This window comes from Edaphovirga cremea (assembly GCF_003332275.1).
Lineage (GTDB): Bacteria > Pseudomonadota > Gammaproteobacteria > Enterobacterales > Enterobacteriaceae > Edaphovirga > Edaphovirga cremea.
Map to the genome: position 1 here is coordinate 46,643 of NZ_QOVA01000010.1, position 19,871 is coordinate 66,513.

The 19,871-nt window shown below is 58.8% G+C and carries 1 protein-coding gene (cut by a window edge); it reads right to left on the reverse strand.

What is annotated here, in order from left to right:
• On the reverse strand, nucleotides 1–19,871 hold the 3' portion of the coding sequence (locus tag DRI82_RS14815; protein ID WP_170138716.1) for an Ig-like domain-containing protein. The gene runs 14,089 nt beyond the window's last position; only the last 19,871 of its 33,960 coding nucleotides appear in the window; its start codon lies beyond the right edge, outside the window; it ends in the stop codon at nucleotides 1–3.

The following is a 19,871-nucleotide window of genomic DNA, read 5'->3' on the forward strand; positions in this document are numbered from 1 at the left end:
TTAAATCACAGTCAATTGATGGTTAGCCAGCAACGTTGCCAGGTCGGTTTGCACCCCACTCAGCGTTACCACGGTGGTCATCGCGTAACTGCTGCCACTGCCGTCACGATCGATTTGCAGTACGGTGTCGCTGCCGTTGGTTACCACGTTGATGTAATCACCGATGTTCCCAGCGCTATCATCCAGTGTGGCGACATCATTGGCGTAACTTGCCGAGGCGGTGCCGGTATACCCACTGCCCTGTAACAACTCACTGATATCGATACGATCGGTGTCCTGGGTATTTTCGAAACTGCCGACGGTGAAACCGTTGACCATCGTTTCTGTATTGCCCCCCGTGGCACTTTCGCTGTTAAGCAGTTTGTACAACAGCGTGTCATGCCCACCGTTACCAATATTCAAGGTCTCATATGCCGGGTCCATGGTAATGACATCGGTATCGGTACTGCCTTGCAGCAGCATGCTAACCCCCTGTATAGCTGCCCCTTGGTTGACACTGATACCCTGTTGGACCCACAGCGAGGCGTTACTGTCATGCAGGTTTTCCAGGACCTGATAAGTATCACCACGCCAGATCTGGTTACCCACCACACTCCAGCCACCATCCGTCAGCGTGACTGCATCTGTACTCCCGCCCTGCACCACCAGAACATCGGTGGTGTCGGATGTGGCAAGTACATCTGCCAGAGACAGCGTCAAGGTGTTGGCGTAGTTGTCACCCAGGTGGATGGCCTCAATGCCCGTAACCTTGCCGCTGACCTCACTGAAGTTCAAATTAGCGGCGGAGTCCCAAACCAGCGTGTCGAAACCACTGCCACCGTCGACTGAGCTGAACCCGGTGTTGCCGATCAGAATGTAGTCATTGCCTGCCCCCGCATTCATCACCTGAGCACCGTGGCGACCATCCAGCGTGTTCACCGCCGCATCGCCGTTCAGCGTACCGGATATTGCATCCAGATAGCTGGCGGTGGTGGCATAGGCCGTGTTGTCGCCTTTACCACGAATCGTCCCGTCGGCGTTGACAATGATGCTGTACACATCATTCTTCAACGTCCCCCAGTAGGCTCCAGTGGTCGTCATGTGATCCCAGGAAACCACATATCCGCCGTCGAGCAATGCCGTCACCGAAGGTTGCGTGTCGAGGTTGGCGCTGTTGGTAGAGATCAGCGTTTCCCCCCCGAGTTTGTTACCTGCGGCATCAAAGGACTGGGCGTAAACCTCGGACTTGCTGGTTGAGGTAAACTTACTCCACACCACCACGTAACCACCTTGCTCCAACGCAGCCACGCCCATGTTGACGCTCAGACGGTCAAACGCCACACCGTTGACCCCGTTGGTGGTGGTGTTGACCAACACATCGGCAGCGTCGAGCGCCACCATTTTCTGCTGTGTGGCATCCCAGGTGAAACGGCGGGCATAAACATCAAAGCCATCCATGCTTCCAGCGGAAGTGCCTGTCGCCGAGGCGGCATTGGAAGCCCAAACCGTAATAAAACCACCGCTTTTCAGCGCGACCGTATTGGAACCGATCTGGTAGCCTGTGGTCTGGGTGTTGACCCGTATTTCACTGCCAGCGATTTCTTGACCGGTGGTGAAATCGAAGACCTTCATATAGAGATCAGTCTTGATCGATCCTGACTTGCTGCTCATGTAAATCATGGCGTATTTGCCATCACCCACATCCACACCAGACATCCCTTGGGTGGTGGTCCCTGTAGTCCCACCTGTCGGGGTCCCTTGGTTAGCCGCCAGAGTATAAGAGAAACCATTGTTCAGGCTGCCCCCGGTAGTAAGCGCTACCGATGCAGAGTCCAGCGCGACCCCGGCTGCGTTATATCGGATGGAATAGACGTTGTAGTTATAAACCGTACCGGACGAGTACAACAGCACATAACTGCCGTCCGCCATGTTTACGTAACTCGGCGTTAATTCGTAGGTCTGGCTATTGCTGAGCGCAACACTCGTCCCTACCTTAGTACCATTTGCGTCATAATTCTGCAGATAAGGTCTCGTTGCATTGTTGTCTGCCGAGTAGAACACGCTGAACGAACCATCTGCTTTCATATACACGTCATACAGGCGGATATACTGCAGGTAATCGTTGTTAGCCTGCCCGGTTCCTGAGGCGATCGACACCACTGCGCCTATGGCTGTACCGTTTTGTGAATACCGCTGGGCTTGCAGATTATAGTTGTTCGCTATTGCGCTAGTTCCCGTGGCCCAGAACATCCAGTAGCCACCGTCTGCCGTCGCATAAACACGCGATGAACTGTCGTCATTGGTATTCGCCGCGTTTATCTTGGTGACAGGTTCAATCACTGTGAAGTTTTGCACAGTGGAATACTGCCCACCGCTACCATCCGCCACGGTAACCGCTGACGAAATGCTGTAACTCCCCGACACCAGCGCAGAGGTTCCCCAACCGGCCGAGTTAACCAACCAGTTACCGCCTTCGGTCTGGGTCATCGAACCATCATTGCTGTTGAACACCTTCACCACGTTGCCGAGGCTGTCTTTGATGGTGACCACCAAGACCTCACCCGTTCCCGGCTGGCCACGGATGATGAACACCGGCTGGGTTTCCGCCATGTAGTCGAAGCTTGGCGAACGGATAATTGCCGTGTCACGATATACCGTCAGTTCATTGCTGGTACTATCGGTAAAGTAGTTCCCTGCCTGGTCAGCAATGCGCGCTTCAACGCTATAGACAGCATTCAGTGCCGAGTCAACGTTCATCGCCACACTATCCGGGATCTTCAGCGACCAGACTGTCCCAACAATGGTCAGCTCTGCATCCACACCATAGTTATAAACAATGCCGTTCACCTTCACCTGCAGACGGTTACCGTCCGCGACACCGAAGACCGTACCGGTAATGGTCGGCGTAGTATCGGCGGTCAACAGGGTGTTTACCGTCACCGTCCCTTGAGTTGGTGCAATGGTATCGACGGTCATCACGAAGCCGGAGGATCTCACGCCCTCGTTACCCACGGCATCCGAGACTACTGCCGTGTAGGTGTAGGTGGCATCCGTCAGACCGGATAGTTGCAGCGTCCAATTGAGATCGCCATCAACGGTTGCGTTACCCACCAGAACACCATTCTGGTAAATACGCAGCATTTCCCCCTCTCTCAGAGCCGCACTCAGCGTGCCCTTCAACAGCGGAGCGATATCGTTGGTATAGCTGTTATTGCCGTATTCCCCCACCTGCTCAATCACGTCATCGTAGTAACTGACGATGGTTGCCGTCTGATCCGGCGGCGTGGTGTCAACACTAAGGGCAAACTCGGCCGAAGGTGTTGCCAGGTTACCGGCCACATCGGTCACGACTGCCGTGTATTTATAGGTCGTTGCGTCGCTCAGGGCCGTTGGGACCTGGAAGGTCCAGTTGCTGCCCGAGACCACCGCATTGCCAATAAATACCTCATCCTGATAGATGCGCACGGTATCCGTCGGCAAAATTGCGCCGCTGAGGGAGCCGTTAAGCAATGGCAACGTATCATCGGTTGCCGCACCGTTAAGGTAGGTCCCCTGTAGAGTCCCCACGTTATCGGTGAAGCTATTGATGGTCGCGGTTTGCGCAGGTGCAATCGTATCTACCGTCAGGCTGAAGGTTGAAGATGGTGTGCCTTCATTCCCCGCCAGATCGGTAATCACTGCCGTCAGGTTATATCTGCCGTCCGTCAGGTCATGCAGATCAAACGACCATGCCGTGCCATTCACCGTCGCCACGCCTAACAGCGTTGCACCACTGTAGATACGCACGATTGAGGTCTCAGGGATCGCACTGCCCAGCGTGCCGTTTATTACCGGCGATGTATCGTCGGTTGACGTACCGCTGGTGAAGTTCCCCTGATACAGACCCACATTGTCGGTATAGTTGACAATGGTAATCGCCTGTTCAGGCTCAGCGGTATCCACCACCACGGTCTGTTGTGTAACCACCCCGGCGTTACCTGCCAGATCGACCACTCGTACAAAGTAGTTATAGTTACCGTCAGCCAGGGCCGTCTGGTTTGCCAACGACCACAGGCCGTTGATCAACACCAATCCCTGCCAGGTACTGCCACCATCCAGACTGATCTGTGCCGTTTCGCCCGATCCCAGCGCACCCGTGATGTGACCGGACAGCGTGAAGGTGTTATCCGCAGTGACAAAGTCCGTGCTGCTCAGGCCGGTATCGGTGGTAATGGCATCAATACTCACCGTCGCCACCGGAACCGTCAGGTCAACCTCAATGCTGCGGGTAGTACTTGCACTATTACCCAGGGTGTTGGTGGTTTGCGCCGAAATCACCGCCGCCCCTTCACTCAGCGCCAACATGTCGCTAGAGCTGACCATCACTGACCATCTGCCCAGTTCGCTTACCTGCCCGGTGTAATCATGGCCGTTCAAAGTGACCGTGACCGTTTGGCCGATGGCGTCGCTGGTACCGGTAATGTATTGCAACAACCCGTGTTCATTGATGTTCACCCTATCGTCACCGGCGAAGACATCGATACTGATCGCCGGTGGTTGGGAGAAGATAGCCACTTCTTTCGATGCGGAACCGGCGTTGCCCGCCACATCGTTGACCGCTACTGACACGCTATAGTTGCCGTCAATAACTCCACTGAAGTGTGAAGGTGGCACATCAACCGACCAGGTGCCCCCTGCATTCACCGTGGTGACGTAGTTACGACCATTGAAGGTCACGGTCAACATCTGACCGGCCTCTGCCGTGGTTGTCCCTATAATGCTGATGCCGATGTCCTGCTCATCCGAAGTGATAATGTCATCACCGGTAATCGCAGCGATCACCACCACTGGGCTGATGGTATCAACACCCAGTGGGTGGGTGACGGTAACGGTATTATTCGCTACGTCACTCAGGCTGACGATGACGTTATGGTTGCCATCGGCCAGGGCACGCACATCCGCCGCCGGGACGGTAATGCTCCAGACTCCCCCGGTACCGTTGGTGGTAACCTGGTACTGTTTCCCATTCAACTCGGCCACAATCGTCTGCCCGCTTTCCACGTTACCGTAGGTGCCGGACAGCACAACTGCTGCACCCTGTTCCTGGGCGTTAATGATGTCATCACCGGCGATGGTATTCACGGTCAGCGCTGGTGGTTGGGTGTCTACCGCAATCTGCTTGGCAGTATTTGCACTGTTCTGTGCGTCATCGCTGGCGTTGGCCGTGATCTGGTATCTACCGTCACTGAGCTCAGCCAGTTTGTCTGCCGGGACAATAACGCTCCAGTTACCAGTACTGTCGATCTCGGCGGTGTAAGACTGCTCATTGAATCTCACCTCCACCTGCTGGTTGTAAAGGGTGCTGCTGGCCGTACCACTGATGGTGAGTGGCTGCCCTTGCTCCAGCCTATTGATAATATTATCCATTGCCACCGTATTAATGGTCAGGCTAGGCAAGCCTGACGCAACCTCGAACTGATGATCCAGAGCAATGCTATTGCCTGCCAGGTCGCTGACCGTGGCATGAACGGTATTGGTACCTTCACCCAGACTGTTGATTACCAGGGAAGGCACCCCGATAACCCAGGTCTTATCAATACGAACCTCGGTGGTGTAGGTTTCACCGCCAACGGTGACTGAAATCACCTGGCCCACGGCGTCACTGGTACCAGTGATGACCTGTGCCTGACCATGTTCAGCCGCGTTGATAATGTTATCTGCGGTGATGTTGTCGATAGTCACCGTCGGCAACTGGGTATCAACCAGCAGATTGCTTTGAACAGCAGCCGGGTTGCCCGCGAGATCCGAGGAGGATACCGCCACGGTCAATGGACCCTCGGGCAAGTCCATCACATCAACCGCAGGCACAGTCAGCGCCCAGCTACCGTCGTTACCCACGGTGGCGGTGTAACTGTTACCGTTTAACGTCACCGTCACCCTCTGCCCGCTTTCCAACCCATTGCTGTTACCCGCAATCGTCAGTGGCTGATCGTGCTCAACCGCATTGAGCCGGTTGTCAGTAGACAGGGCATTAATGCTGAGGATCGGTGGCATGCTGTCAACGATGACCGCATGGGACGAGCTTGAGGAATTGCCAGCCTGATTGGTTACGCTGGCCGCGATGGCCAAACTGCCTTCGCCCAGAGCCGATATCACAGCAACAGGGACCGTATAACTCCAGGTGTTACCGCTCAATACGGTGGTAATGAACGTTTGTCCGCCAAAGTTCAGCGTCACAGTTTGCCCAACTTCAACACCGGCCACTTCACCGGTCAGCGTCAGGGACTGCCCTTTTTCGACTCTGTTGATGATATCGTCGGTTGCCACCGTGTTGATGCTGATCGCCACACTGTTGAGATCGACCGTCGCCAGATGGGTGTTGGCTACCTGGTTACCAATGGCATTGGTCCCCTCGGCTACCACTCTCAGTTCACCCGCAGGGAAGTCCTGTACATCTTCCGCCGGTATCTGGACCAACCAATTGCCGCCCTGCGCGATAGCCGCATGGTAAGTCACACCGTTAATAACGATGTTAATGGTGTCACCCAGATTGAAACCTTCGCTGGTTCCCGTCACGACCAAAGGTTGAGCGTGTTCCAGTGAGTTAATCACATCATCGCCAGACACCGTGTTAATACGCAGCCCTGGCAGATTGGCATCTATCACGAAGCTGTGGCTGCTATTGCCCACGTTGCCGTGCACGTTGGTCACGCTGGCGGTAATGGTTTGGCTGCCATTGCCGAGCAGTAACAGATCGCTGGACGATATGTTAACGCTCCAGCTCAGATCGCTTCCAACCTGCGCCGTGTAGGCGTTACTGCCAACCGTTATCGTGACGGTATCCCCGGCAGCCGCGCCAACTACCCTGCCAGATATGGCTTGTGCTATTGCCACCTCCTGAGCATTCAGTATGTTGTCGCTGGTCACGGTATTAATCACCACTGACGGATTCACGCTATCCACCAACAGATTGTGAACCACGCTGCCGTGGTTACCGTTGGAGTCCGTCGTGTTTGCCGTCAGCGTATAAACAGCCTCACCCAGTTTCGCCACATCCGAGGCAGGTACGTTCAATGTCCAAACACCGCCAATGACCGCAGCCTGATAGCTGATCCCATTGAGTGTAACGCTGACCATTGCCCCATCAATCTGCGTGCTGGTACCGCTAACGGTCAGCGGCTGACCCTTCTCAACGGCATTGATCACGTCGTCCTGAGCCAGGGTATTTATCGTCAACACCGGCAGTTGTGTATTGACCACTACCTGATGTGATGTACTGCCCACGTTACCAGCACTGTCAGTGATGGTCGCAGTAACGGTATAACTGTTATCTGCCAGGCCGTTGATGACATCAGCCGGTACCCCGACACTCCAGTTACCGCTGGCATCCACCTCGGTGAGATAAGTCTTGCCGTCAATCATCACAGAGACTTTATCGCCCAACACGGTTCTCGTACTGCCGCCACTGACGATCTGCGCCACACCGTGCTCGGTCGCATTGATGATGTCATCATATGCAATGGTCGCAATGGTGACTCTTGGTGCCAGAGTATCAACCAGAACATCACGCGAAGCCTGCGTGGTATTACCGGCCTGATCGTTAACGCTGGCACTGACGGTAAGATCACCCTGTGCGAGACGGGCAATGTCAAAAGCAGGGACGGTAGTGCCCCAACGGCCGCTACCCTCTACAACCGCCTCATAACTGATGCCATTCAGCATAACGGTAACTATCTGGCCCGCTTGCGCCGTGCTGGTGCCGCTCAGCAGCAGATCGCCGCCTACCTCCGCCGCATTCAGCACGTTGTCGCTGGTGATGTTGTCGATAGTCAGCGCCGGAGCGCTCAGATCCACATGCACGCCTTGCGCCGCACTGGCACCGTTACCGGCGGCGTTCACCACGCTAACCTGCACCTGCACGTCGCCGTCGGTCAGGGTACGCAGGTCCGCAGACGGTACCGTTACACTCCAACTGCCATTGGCCTGCACCGTCGCGGTGTAGCCGTGACCAGCGAACTGCACGTTCACCGTCTGGCCCGCCTCCACATTCTGGCTGCTGCCGCTCAGCAGCAGATCACTGCCTTTCTCCAGCGCATTGATCACGTTGTCGCCGGTCACCGCGTTGATAGACACTGCCACTGCGTTCAGATCGACCGTAATGCCGTGTTGGATCCCTACCGGGTTGCCCGCCGTACTGGTGCCGCTGGCCGTGATAATCACCGCCCCGGCATGCAGTGCCGCCACGTCTGCGGCCGGAACCGCTGCACTCCAACTGCCGTCGGCGTTGATGCTCGCCGTATAGTCGATACCGTTAAGGGTAACCAGAATACTGCTGCCCGCTTCCAGGCTGCTGCTGGTACCGCTGACGATCAGGTTCTGACCGTGTTCGATGGCGTTGATGATGTCATCGCCTGCCACCGTATCGATACGCAGCCCCGGCAGGTTGGCATCGACCGTGATATCACGGCTACCGTGCCCGGTGTTGCCGTGGCCGTTGGTCACGGAAGCGCTGACGGTCAAGCCGCCATTGCCCAGTGCGGTCAGGTCTTGCGCCGAAACGTTCACGCTCCAGCTCAGATCGCCGTTCACCTGAGTGGCATAGCTCATGCCACCCAGCATTACGGTGACGGTATCGCCCGCCGCCGCACCCGTCACACGACCGCTCAGTGTCTGCCCGCTGTCAATTTCTGCCGCGTTCAGCACGTCATCGCTGGTCACCGGATTGATCAACACCGCCGGGATGGCGCTGTCAACCAACACCAGATGGTCAACGCTGACGCTATTACCCACCCCATCCGTCGCCTTGGCCGTCACGGTGTAGCTGGCTTCACCCAACTGCGCCACATCGGCTGCCGGGACCGTCAGACTCCACTGACCACCGTTGACCTCGGTGGTGTAATTCTTGCCATTCAGGCTCACCGTGACGGTGATGCCGTTAGCCAGGTTACTGCCGCCGCTCAGCAGCAGATCGCTGCCTTTTTCCACCGCGTTAATCACGTCGTCCTGAGCCAGGGTATTGATGCTCAGCTGTGGTGCGGTGGTGTTGACCACCACATTATGGCTGGCGCTGCCAGTGTTGCCCGCTGCATCGGTGATACTGACATCGATACGGTAAGTATTGTTACTCAGCCCGCTCACCACGCTGGCTGGGACGCCCACGCTCCAGTTGCCGGACGCATCCAGCACGGTAATGTAGGTGTGCCCGTCAATCACCACCGTGACGTTGTCGCCCGCCGCCGCACCGCTGCTGCTGCCGCTGATGATCTGTGCCATGCCGTGTTCGGTGGCATTGATGATGTTGTCACCCGCTACCGCATGGATGGTGAGGGTCGGCAAGGTAACATCCACCAGAACGTTGCGATCGGCGCTGCTGATATTGCCCGCTTTATCACTGACGCTGGCACTGACGATGATGTTGCTATCCGTCAGGCTCACCAGATCGACGGCCGGTATCATCACACTCCAGGTGCCGTTAGCCTGCACCTGGGCCAGGTAATCGTTGCCGTTAAAGATCACGGTAACCATCTGGCCCACTTCCGCCGTGCTGGTGCCGCTCAGTTGCAGATCGCTGCCCACCTCCGCCGCATTCAACACGTTGTCGCTGGTCACATTGTCGATAGTCAGCGCCGGGGCGCTCAGATCCACATGCACGCCCTGCGCCGCGCTGGCACCGTTACCGGCGGCGTTCACCACGCTGACCTGCACCTGCACATCGCCATCGGTCAGGTTATGCAGGTCCGCTGACGGTACCGTCACGCTCCAACTACCGTCGGCCTGTACCGTCGCGGTGTAACCATGACCGGCGAACTGCACGTTCACCGTCTGGCCTTCCTCCACACTCTGGCTGCTGCCGCTCAGCAGCAGGTCACTATCTTTCTCCAGCGCGTTCAGTACGTTGTCGCCGGTCACCGCGTCGATGGACACCGCCACCACGTTCAGATCGACCGTGACGTTGTGCTGGATCCCCACCGGGTTGCCCGCCGTACTGGTGCCGCTGGCCGTGATGCTCACCACCCCGGCATGCAGTGCCGCCACGTCCGTTGCCGGAACCGCTGCACTCCAACTGCCGTCGGCGTTGATGCTCGCCGTATAGTCGATACCGTTAAGGGTAACCAGAATACTGCTGCCCGCTTCCAGGCCGCTGCTGGTGCCGCTGACGATCAGGTTCTGACCGTGTTCGATGGCGTTGATGATGTCATCGCCCGCCACGGTAGCGATACGCAGCCCCGGCAGGTTGGCATCGACCGTGATATCACGGCTGCCGTGCCCGGTGTTGCCATGGCCGTTGGTCACCGACGCGCTGACGGTCAAACCGCCATTGCCCAGTGCGGTCAGGTCTTGCGCCGCAACGTTCACGCTCCAGCTCAGATCGGCATTCACCTGGGTGGTGTAGGCTACGCCGCCCAGCACTACGGTGACGGTATCGCCCGCCGCCGCCCCGCTCACGCGGCCGCTCAGTGTCTGCCCACTGTCGATTTCTGCCGCGTTCAGCACGTCGTCGCTGGTCACCGGATTGATCAACACCGTCGGGATGGCGCTGTCGACCAACACCAGATGGTCAACGCTACCGCTATTGCCCAACCCGTCCGTTGCCTTGGCCGTCACGGTGTAGCTGGCTTCACCCAACTGCGCCACATCGGCTGCCGGGACCGTCAGGTTCCACAGGCCACCGTTGACCTCAGTGGTGTAATTCTTGCCATTCAGGCTCACCGTGACGGTGATGCCGTTAGCCAGGTTACTGCCGCCGCTCAGCAGCAGATCGCTGCCTTTCTCCACCGCGTTGATCACGTCGTCCTGAGCCAGGGTATTGATGCTCAGCTGTGGTGCCGTCGTATTGACCACCACAACATGTTGGCCGCTGCCGGTATTGCCTGCCGCGTCGGTCAGGCTGGCCGTCAGCGATGCGTTACCGTTATCCAGGTCGTTGATCGTGCTGGCTGGCACACCTATGCTCCAATTACCCGCAGTGTCTACCGTGGTGGTATAAGTATGGGTACCTACGGTCAGCGTCAGGATATCCCCGGCAGCCGCACCGCTGCTGCTGCCGCTGATGATCTGCGCCTGACCGTGCTCGGTGGCATTGATGATGTCGTCACCCGCCACCGTATGGATGGTCACGGTCGGTATCGTGATATCGACCAGAACGTCACGTACAGCCTGGCTGGTATTGCCCGCATTATCACTGACGCTGGCGCTGACGGTAACGTTGTCATCCGTCAGGCTCGCCAGATCGGCGGCCGGTACCGTGGTGCTCCAGTTGCCGTCGGCACCGACGGTAGCTGTGTATTGCTGACCATTAAAGGTCACCGTCACCGTCTGGCCTGCTTCCGCCGTGCTGGTGCCGCTCAGTTGCAGATCGCTGCCCACCTCTGCCGCATTCAGCACGTTGTCGCTGGTGACGCTGTCGATAGTCAGCGCCGGGGCGCTTAGATCCACATGCACGCCCTGTGCCGCGCTGGCACCGTTACCGGCCGCGTTCACCACGCTGATCTGTACCTGCACGTCGCCGTCGGTCAGGGTACGCAAGTCCGCAGACGGTACCGTGACGCTCCAACTGCCATTGGCCTGCACCGTGGCAATGTAGCTCTGGCCGGCAAACAGCACGTTCACCGTCTGGCCCGCCTCCACGTTCTGACTGCTGCCGCTCAACAGCAGGTCGCTGCCTTTCTCCAGCGCATTGATCACGTTGTCGCCGGTCACCGCAGCGATGGATACCGCCACTGCATTCAGGTCAACCGTCACGTTGTGCTGGATCCCCACCGGGTTGCCTGCCGTACTGGTGCCGCTGGCGGTGATACTCACCACCCCGGAGTTCAGTACCGCCACGTCCGCGGCCGGTACTGCTGCACGCCAGCTGCCGTTGGCAGTGATGGTTGCCACGTAGCTTTGACCATTCAGGGTGACCTGAATACTGCTGCCCGTTTCCAGGTCGCTGCTGGTACCGCTGATGATCAGGTTCTGACCGTGTTCGATGGCGTTGATGATGTCATCGCCCGCCACCGTATCGATACGCAGCCCTGGCAGGTTGGCATCCATCTGGATATCACGGCTGCCATGCCCGGTGTTGCCGTGGCCGTTGGTCACGGAAGCGCTGACGGTCAAGCCGCCATTGCCCAATGCCGTCAGGTCTGCCCTCGCAATGTTCACACTCCAGCTCAGATCGGCATTCACCTGGGTGGTATAGGCTACGCCGCCCAGCATTACAGTGACAGTATCGCCCGCCGCTGCACCCGTCACACGACCGCTCAGTGTCTGCCCACTGTCGATTTCTGCCGCGTTCAGCACGTCGTCGCTGGTCACCGGGTTAATCAGCACGACCGGAAGGGCCGTATCCACTTGCAGCGCCGCGGTATTGCTCGCGCTGTTGCCGATGCCGTTGGTGGCACTCGCCGTCAGGATATAGGTCGCCTCACCCAGCAACGCCACGTCCGCAGCCGGAACCTGCAGGCTCCACACCCCTGCGCTGATCTGCGCAGTGTACGAGGTGCCGTTCAGGGTGATCGTGACGATGGTCCCGTCACTCAGATTGCTGCCGCTGCCACTGACGGTCAGGGCTACGCCCTTCTCTATCGCATTCAGCACATTGTCTACCGCCAGGGTATTGAAGCCCAGCGTCGGGGCGGCGGTGTCGACCACCACATCATGCTGGCCGCTGCCGGTGTTGCCCGCTGCATCGGTGATACTGACGTCGATACGGTAGTTCGCATCGGTAAGCCCACTTACCACGCTGGCTGGCACGCCCACGCTCCAGTTGCCGGACGCATCCAGCACCGTGGTATAGGTATGCCCATCGATCACCAGCATGACCTTGTCGCCCACCGCCGCACCGCTGCTGCCGCCGCTGATGATCAGCGCCACGCCGTGCTCGGTGGCATTGATGATGTTATCGCCCGCCACAGTGTAGATGGTCACGGTAGGCACGGTGATATCGACCAGTACGTCGCGCGCAGCCTGGCTGGTATTGCCCGCTTTATCACTGACCGTAGCACTGACGGTGACGTTGTGGTCTGTCAGGCTCGCCAGATCGGCGGTCGGTACCGTGGTGCTCCAACTGCCATCTGCACCGACGGTAGCCGTGTATTGCTGACCGTTAAAGGTCACGGTCACTGTCTGGCCCACTTGCGCCGTACTGGTACCGCTCAGCAGCAGATCGCTGCCCACCTCCGCCGCATTCAGCACGTTGTCGCTGGTGACAGGATCGATAGTCACCAGAGGTGCAGTGACGTCCACATATACGTTCTGCGCCGCGCTGGCAGAATTACCCGCTGCGTTGGTGACACTCACCTGCACGCTGGTCTCGCCGTCGGTCATGGTCCTCATGTCGGCGGCCGGTACCGTCACCGCCCACTTGCCATCGTTACCCACGATGGCGTTGTAGCTGTGGCCAGCGAATACCACGCTCACCACCTTGCCCGCTTCCACGTTTTGGGTGCTGCCGCTTAAGGTCAGCGCCTGGTTGTGTTCCGCGGCGTTGAGCACGTTATCGCTCGCTACCGGGTTAATGGATACCGCCACTTCACTCAGATCGACCGTCACCACGCGGGTGCTGGAGACCGGGTTGCCGATGGCACTGCTGCCCGCGACGGTGACATTCACCTGGCCGACTGGCCAGGTGCTGACGTCAGCCGCAGACACATTGGTCAGCCAGCTACCGTCTGCCAGCACGCTGGCGTTGTAGGTTTTGCCGTTGACGGTCACTACCAGGGCTGCGCCCGGCGTCATGCCGCTGCTGGTTCCGCTGATGTTCAGGCTCTGGCCGTGTTCGATGGCGTTGACGATGTCATCCCCGGCCACGGTGCTTACACGCAGACCTGGCAGGTTGGCGTCGATCGCAAATTCGCGATTGCCGGTGCCGGTGTTGCCGTGCGTGTTGGTCACGCTGGCGCTGACCGTAATCGCACCGTTACCCAGCGCAGTCAGATCGGTTGAAGTCACTGGAATGGCCCAGGTCAGGTCGCCCTGTACGCTGGTGGTGTAGATCTGGCCGCCCAGAACAACAGTGACGGTATCGCCAGCCGCTGCGCCGATCACCGTACCGCTCAGGGTCTGGCCAGCATTGACTTCGACGATGTTCAGCACGTCGTCGCTGGTCAGTGGATCGATGTTCACCGACGGCAGTTTGGTGTCCACCAGCAGGTCAGCGGTGTTGCTGACGCTATTGCCCACCGCACTGGTGCCGCTCACCGTCACGGTGTAGTTGGCGTCCGCCAGTTTGGACAGATCCACCACCGGTACGCTGACGCTCCAATTGCCGCTGGCATCCACGGTGGTGATGTAGTTCTTGCCGTTCAGATTGACGGTCAGGGTGCTGCCGTCAGCCAGGTCGCTGCTGGTGCCGCTAATCGCCAGCGACTGCCCTTTCTCGACAGCGTTGAGAACGTTATCCACCGAGATGGCATTGAAGCCAAGGCTCGGCAGGCCGGTATCCACTATCACATCCCTGGTGCCGGTACCCACGTTACCTGCGCGGTCGGTGACGGTGACCGTTACGGTCGCCGTGCCGTCATCCAGGCCGCTGATGACGCTGGCTGGAACACCCACGCTCCAGTTACCGCTCGCATCCAGAACGGTCAGATAGCTGCTGCCGTCAAGGGTGACAGTCACGTTGTCGCCTGTCGCCCCACCGGTGCTACTGCCGCTGATGATCTGCGTCTGACCATGTTCGCCCAGGTTGATGACATCATCACCGGCTACCCGGTTGATGGTCACCGTCGGTGCGACCAGATCAACCAGCACGCTGTGGTCAACCCTGGTCGGGTTACCCGCCTTGTCGCTCACGCTAACGCTGACGTTCTGGACACCATGGGTCAAACCGCTCAGGTCGACAACCGGAACTGTTACGCTCCAGCTGCCATCCGTCCCCACGGTGGTACTGTAATTGGTGCCGTTCAGGTTCAAGGTCAGGGTCTGGCCCGCTTGTGCGTTGCTGTGGCCGGTAATGACCAGATCTGCACCCGTTTCTGCCTGGTTGATGACGTTATCGCTGGCGATCGCGTCAACGGTTATGGTCGGCGCGGTGACATCCACCTGGACATTCTGGCTCGCGCTGGCGCTGTTGCCGGTCCTATTGATCACGCTTACCTGCACGCTGGTCTCGCCGTCGGTCATGGCCCTCATGTCGGCCGCCGGTACCGTCACCGCCCACTTGCCATCGTTACCCACGATGGCGTTGTAGTTGTGGCCAGCGAAAGCAATATTGACCATCTGACCTGGTTCAACGTTCAGGGTAGTGCCACTCAGGGTGAGCGCCTGATTGTGCTCTGCCGCATTGAGGACGTTATCGCTGGCAACCGGATTAATGGCGATCGCCACGCTGTTCAGGTCAACGTTCACCACGCGGGTGCTGGAGACCGGGTTGCCGATGGCACTGCTGCCCGCGACGGTGACATTCACCTGGCCGGCTGGCCAGGTGCTGACGTCAGCCGCAGACACATTGGTCAGCCAGCTACCGTCTGCCAGCACGCTGGCGTTGTAGGTTTTGCCGTTGACGGTCACTACCAGGGCTGCGCCCGGCGTCATGCCGCTGCTGGTTCCACTGATGATGACACTTTCGCTGTGCTCAATGGCATTGACGATGTCATCACCCGCCACGATACCCACACGCAGGCCCGGCAGGCTGGCGTCGATCGCAAAGTCGCGATTGCCGGTGCCGGTGTTGCCGTGCGTGTTGGTCACGCTGGCGCTGACCGTAATCGCACCGTTACCCAGCGCAGTCAGATCGGTTGAAGTCACTGGAATGGCCCAGGTCAGGTCGCCCTGTACGCTGGTGGTGTAGATCTGGCCGCCCAGAACAACAGTGACGGTATCGCCAGCCGCTGCGCCAGTCACCGTACCGCTCAGGGTCTGGCCAGCATTGACTTCGGCGATGTTCAACACGTCGTCGCTGGTCAGCGGATCGATGTTCACCGACGGCAGTTTGGTGTCCACCAACAGGTTGGCGGTGTTGCTGACGCTATTGCCCACCGCACTGGTGCCGCTGGCGGTGATGCTGTAGTTGGCTTCGCCCAGTTTCGCCAGATCGACCACCGGAACGTTGACGCTCCAGTGACCACTCGCATCCACACTGGTGATGTAACTGACGCCATTCAGAGCCACAGTCAGGGTGCTGCCGTTAGCCAACTGGCTGCTGCCCCCGCTGAGGATCAGCGGCTGGCCCTTCTCGATGGCGTTGAGGACGTTGTCCACCGCAATCGGATTGAAACTCACGCCTGGCAGGCCGGTATCGACCGTGATGGTTTTACTGCCGCTGCCGACGTTACCCGCCGCATCGGTAATGGTGACGTTGATAGCCACCGTGCCATCGATCAGGGTGCCAATGACGTTAGCCGGTACGCCGACGCTCCAGTTACCGCTGGCGTCAAGCACCGTGGTGTAGCTATTGCCACCGAGGGAGACGGTGACCTTATCGCCCACCGCCGCACCGGTACTGCCGCCGCTAACGATCTGCGCCTGACCATGCTCAAGCAGGTTGATGATGTTATCACCGGCGATGGTATTGATGCTGACCGTTGGTACAGTCAGATCTACCGCAACAGCTTTGGTGGTGCTGGTCGGGTTGCCCGCTTTATCGCTGACGCTGGCGGTGACATTGATAGTGCCGTCGGTCAGGCCGTTTGGCGTAACCTCCACGCTCCACTTGCCGTCGGTGCCGACGGTGGTGGTGTAATTGTCGCCGTTAACGTTGACGTTGACGCTCTGACCCGCTTCGGCGTTGCTGCTGCCGCTGACGGTCAGGGCCGCGCCTGCTTCGCTGGAGTTAATCACGTTGTCGCTGGTGACCGGATCTATGGTCAGACTTGGTGCCGTCAGGTCGACATGGACGTTCTGCGCCGCGCTGGCGCTGTTGCCCGCCTGATTAACCACACTGACCTGCACATCGGTGTCACCGTTGTTCACGCCGTTCATGTCGGCGGCAGGCACGGTAACGGTCCAGTTGCCGCTGGCGTCTACGATGGCGTCATAAGTGTGTCCACCGAAGGACACTTTCACCACCTGGTCCGCTTCCACGTTCTGGGTGCTGCCACTCAGAACCAGATCCTGGCCCTTCTCGGCGGCGTTCATCACGTTGTCGCCCGCCACGGTGTTGATGGATACCGCAACGGTGGTCAGATCGACGGTCACGGTGTGACCAATCTGTACCGGGTTACCGGTGGCGCTGCTGCCCGCGACGGTGATGTTCACCGCGCCAGTTGGCCAACTGGCCACGTCAACCGCAGGTACGCTGGTCAGCCAGGTGCCGTCCGCCAGCACGCTGGCGTTGTAGGTCTGGCCATTGACGGTCACTATCAGGGCTGCGCCCGGCGTCATACCGATGCTGGTACCGCTGATATTCACGCTCTGGTTATGTTCAATGGCGTTGACGATGTCATCACCCGCCACGATACCCACACGCAGACCTGGCAGGTTGGCGTCGACCGCAAAGTCGCGGCTGCCGGTGCCGGTGTTGCCGTGCGTGTTGGTCACGCTGGCGCTGACCGTAATCGCGCCGTTACCCAGCGCGGTCAGGTCATTGGAAGAGACCGGCACCGTCCAGGTCAGGTCGGCCAGCACCGTAGTGGTGTAGGCTTTACCGCCCAGCAGGACGGTAACCATATCGCCTGCCGCTGCGCCGGTCACTTTACCGCTCAGGGTCTGACCGGAAGAGATCTCAGCCAGGTTCAGCACGTTGTCGCTGGTCACCGGATCGAAGGTCACAGACGGCAGCTTGGTGTCCACCAACAGGTTGGCGGTGTTGCTGACGCTGTTGCCGATATCGCTGGTACCGCTGACGGTCACGGTGTAGTTGGCTTCGCCCAGTTTCGCCAGGTCAGCCACCGGAACATTGACGCTCCAGTGACCACTTGCATCCACGGCGGTAGTGTAATTCACGCCGTTCAAGTTGATGCTGACGATACTGCCATCGCTCAACTGGCTACTGCCCCCGCTGAGGATCAGCGGCTGGCCTTTCTCGATGGCGTTGAGGACGTTGTCCACCGCAATCGGATTGAAACTCACGCCTGGCAGGCCGGTATCGACCGTGATGGTTTTACTGCCGCTGCCGACGTTACCCGCCGCATCGGTAATGGTGACGTTGATAGCCACCGGACCATCGGTCAGAGTACCAATGACGTTAGCCGGTACGCCTACGCTCCAGTTACCGCTGGCGTCGAGCACCGTGGTGTAGCTATTGCCACCGAGGGAAACGGTGACCCTATCACCCACCGCCGCACCGGTACTGCCGCCGCTAACGATCTGCGCCTGACCGTGCTCAAGCAGGTTGATGATGTTATCACCGGCGATGGTGTTGATGCTGACCGTTGGTGCAGTCAGATCCACCGCAACAGCTTTGGTGGTGCTGGTCGGGTTGCCCGCTTTATCGCTGACGCTGGCGGTGACATTGATAGTGCCGTCGGTCAGGCCGTTTGGCGTAACCTCCACGCTCCACTTGCCGTCGGTGCCGACGGTGGTGGTGTAGTTGTCGCCGTTAACGTTGACGGTGACGCTCTGGCCCGCTTCGGCGTTGCTGCTGCCGCTGACGGTCAGGGCCGCACCTGCTTCGCTGGCGTTAATCATGTTGTCGCTGGTGACCGGATCTATGATCAGACTTGGTGCCGTCAGGTCGACATGGACGTTCTGTGCCGCGCTGGCGCTGTTGCCCGCCTGATTAACCACGCTCACCTGCACGTGGGTGTCACCGTTGTTCACGCCGTTCATGTCGGCGGAAGGCACGGTAACGCTCCAGTTGCCGCTGGCGTCAACGCTGGCGTCATAAGTGTGACCCGCGAAGGACACTTTCACCACTTGGTCCGCTTCCACGTTCTGGGTGCTGCCACTCAGAACCAGCTCCTGGCCCTTCTCGGCGGCGTTCAGCACGTTATCACCGGCCACGGTATTGATAGATACCGCAACGGTGGTCAGATCGACAGTCACGGTGTGACCAATCTGTACCGGGTTACCGGTGGTGCTGCTGCCCGCGACGGTGATGTTCACCGCGCCAGCTGGCCAGCTGGCCACGTCAACCGCAGGTACGCTGGTCAGCCAGCTACCGTCCGCCAGCACGCTGGCGTTGTAGGTCTGGCCGTTGACGCTGATAGTCAGTTGCACACCCGGTGCCATGCCGGTGCTGGTACCGGTGATGTTCAGGTTCTGGTTGTGCTCAATGACATTGATAATGTCATCGCCCGCCACGGTAGCAATACGCAGCCCCGGAGAGTTTGCATCAATGCTGATGTCGCGCACGTTGGTGCCGGTATTGCCCAAGTTATTGGTCACGCTGGCCGTTACGGCCAGAGCACCATCACCCATGGCAATCATATCCGCAGACGGAACGTTCAGGCTCCAGGTCAGATCGGACTGTACTAGGGTGGTGTAAGTGTTGCCGCCCAGCGTGACGTTCACCTCTGCGCCCGGCAGGGCGTTGGTGACATGGCCGCTGATGGTCTGGTCAACCGAAATCTCCGCCAGATTCAGGATGTCGTCGCTGGTAACCGGGTTGATAACCACGGCTGGCAACAGGGTATCGACAGTCAGAGTACGGGTTTCGCTATTGCTATTGCCGTTAGCATCCGTTGCAGACACGGTGACCTGATAGAACGCATTGGTCAGGTTTAGCAGGTCATTTACCGGAACGTTGACCGTCCAGTTGCCGCTGGCATCCACCCTAGTGCTGTAGTTGACGCCGTTTAGACTCACCACCACCAGCGTATCCGCCGCCAGGCCGGTAGAACTACCGGTGATTGGCATCATGGCCGCTTTCTCGCCGTCGTTCAGCACATCATCACCGGCAATCTGATTGATGGTCAGCGTCGGTGATACGGTGTTAACCGTAACATCACGTGTGCCGGTACCCACGTTGCCCGCTTTATCCGCGATGGTTGCAGTAATGGTGTAGGTGTTGTCCGCCAGCCCATTGATGATGGCAGACGGTACGCCCA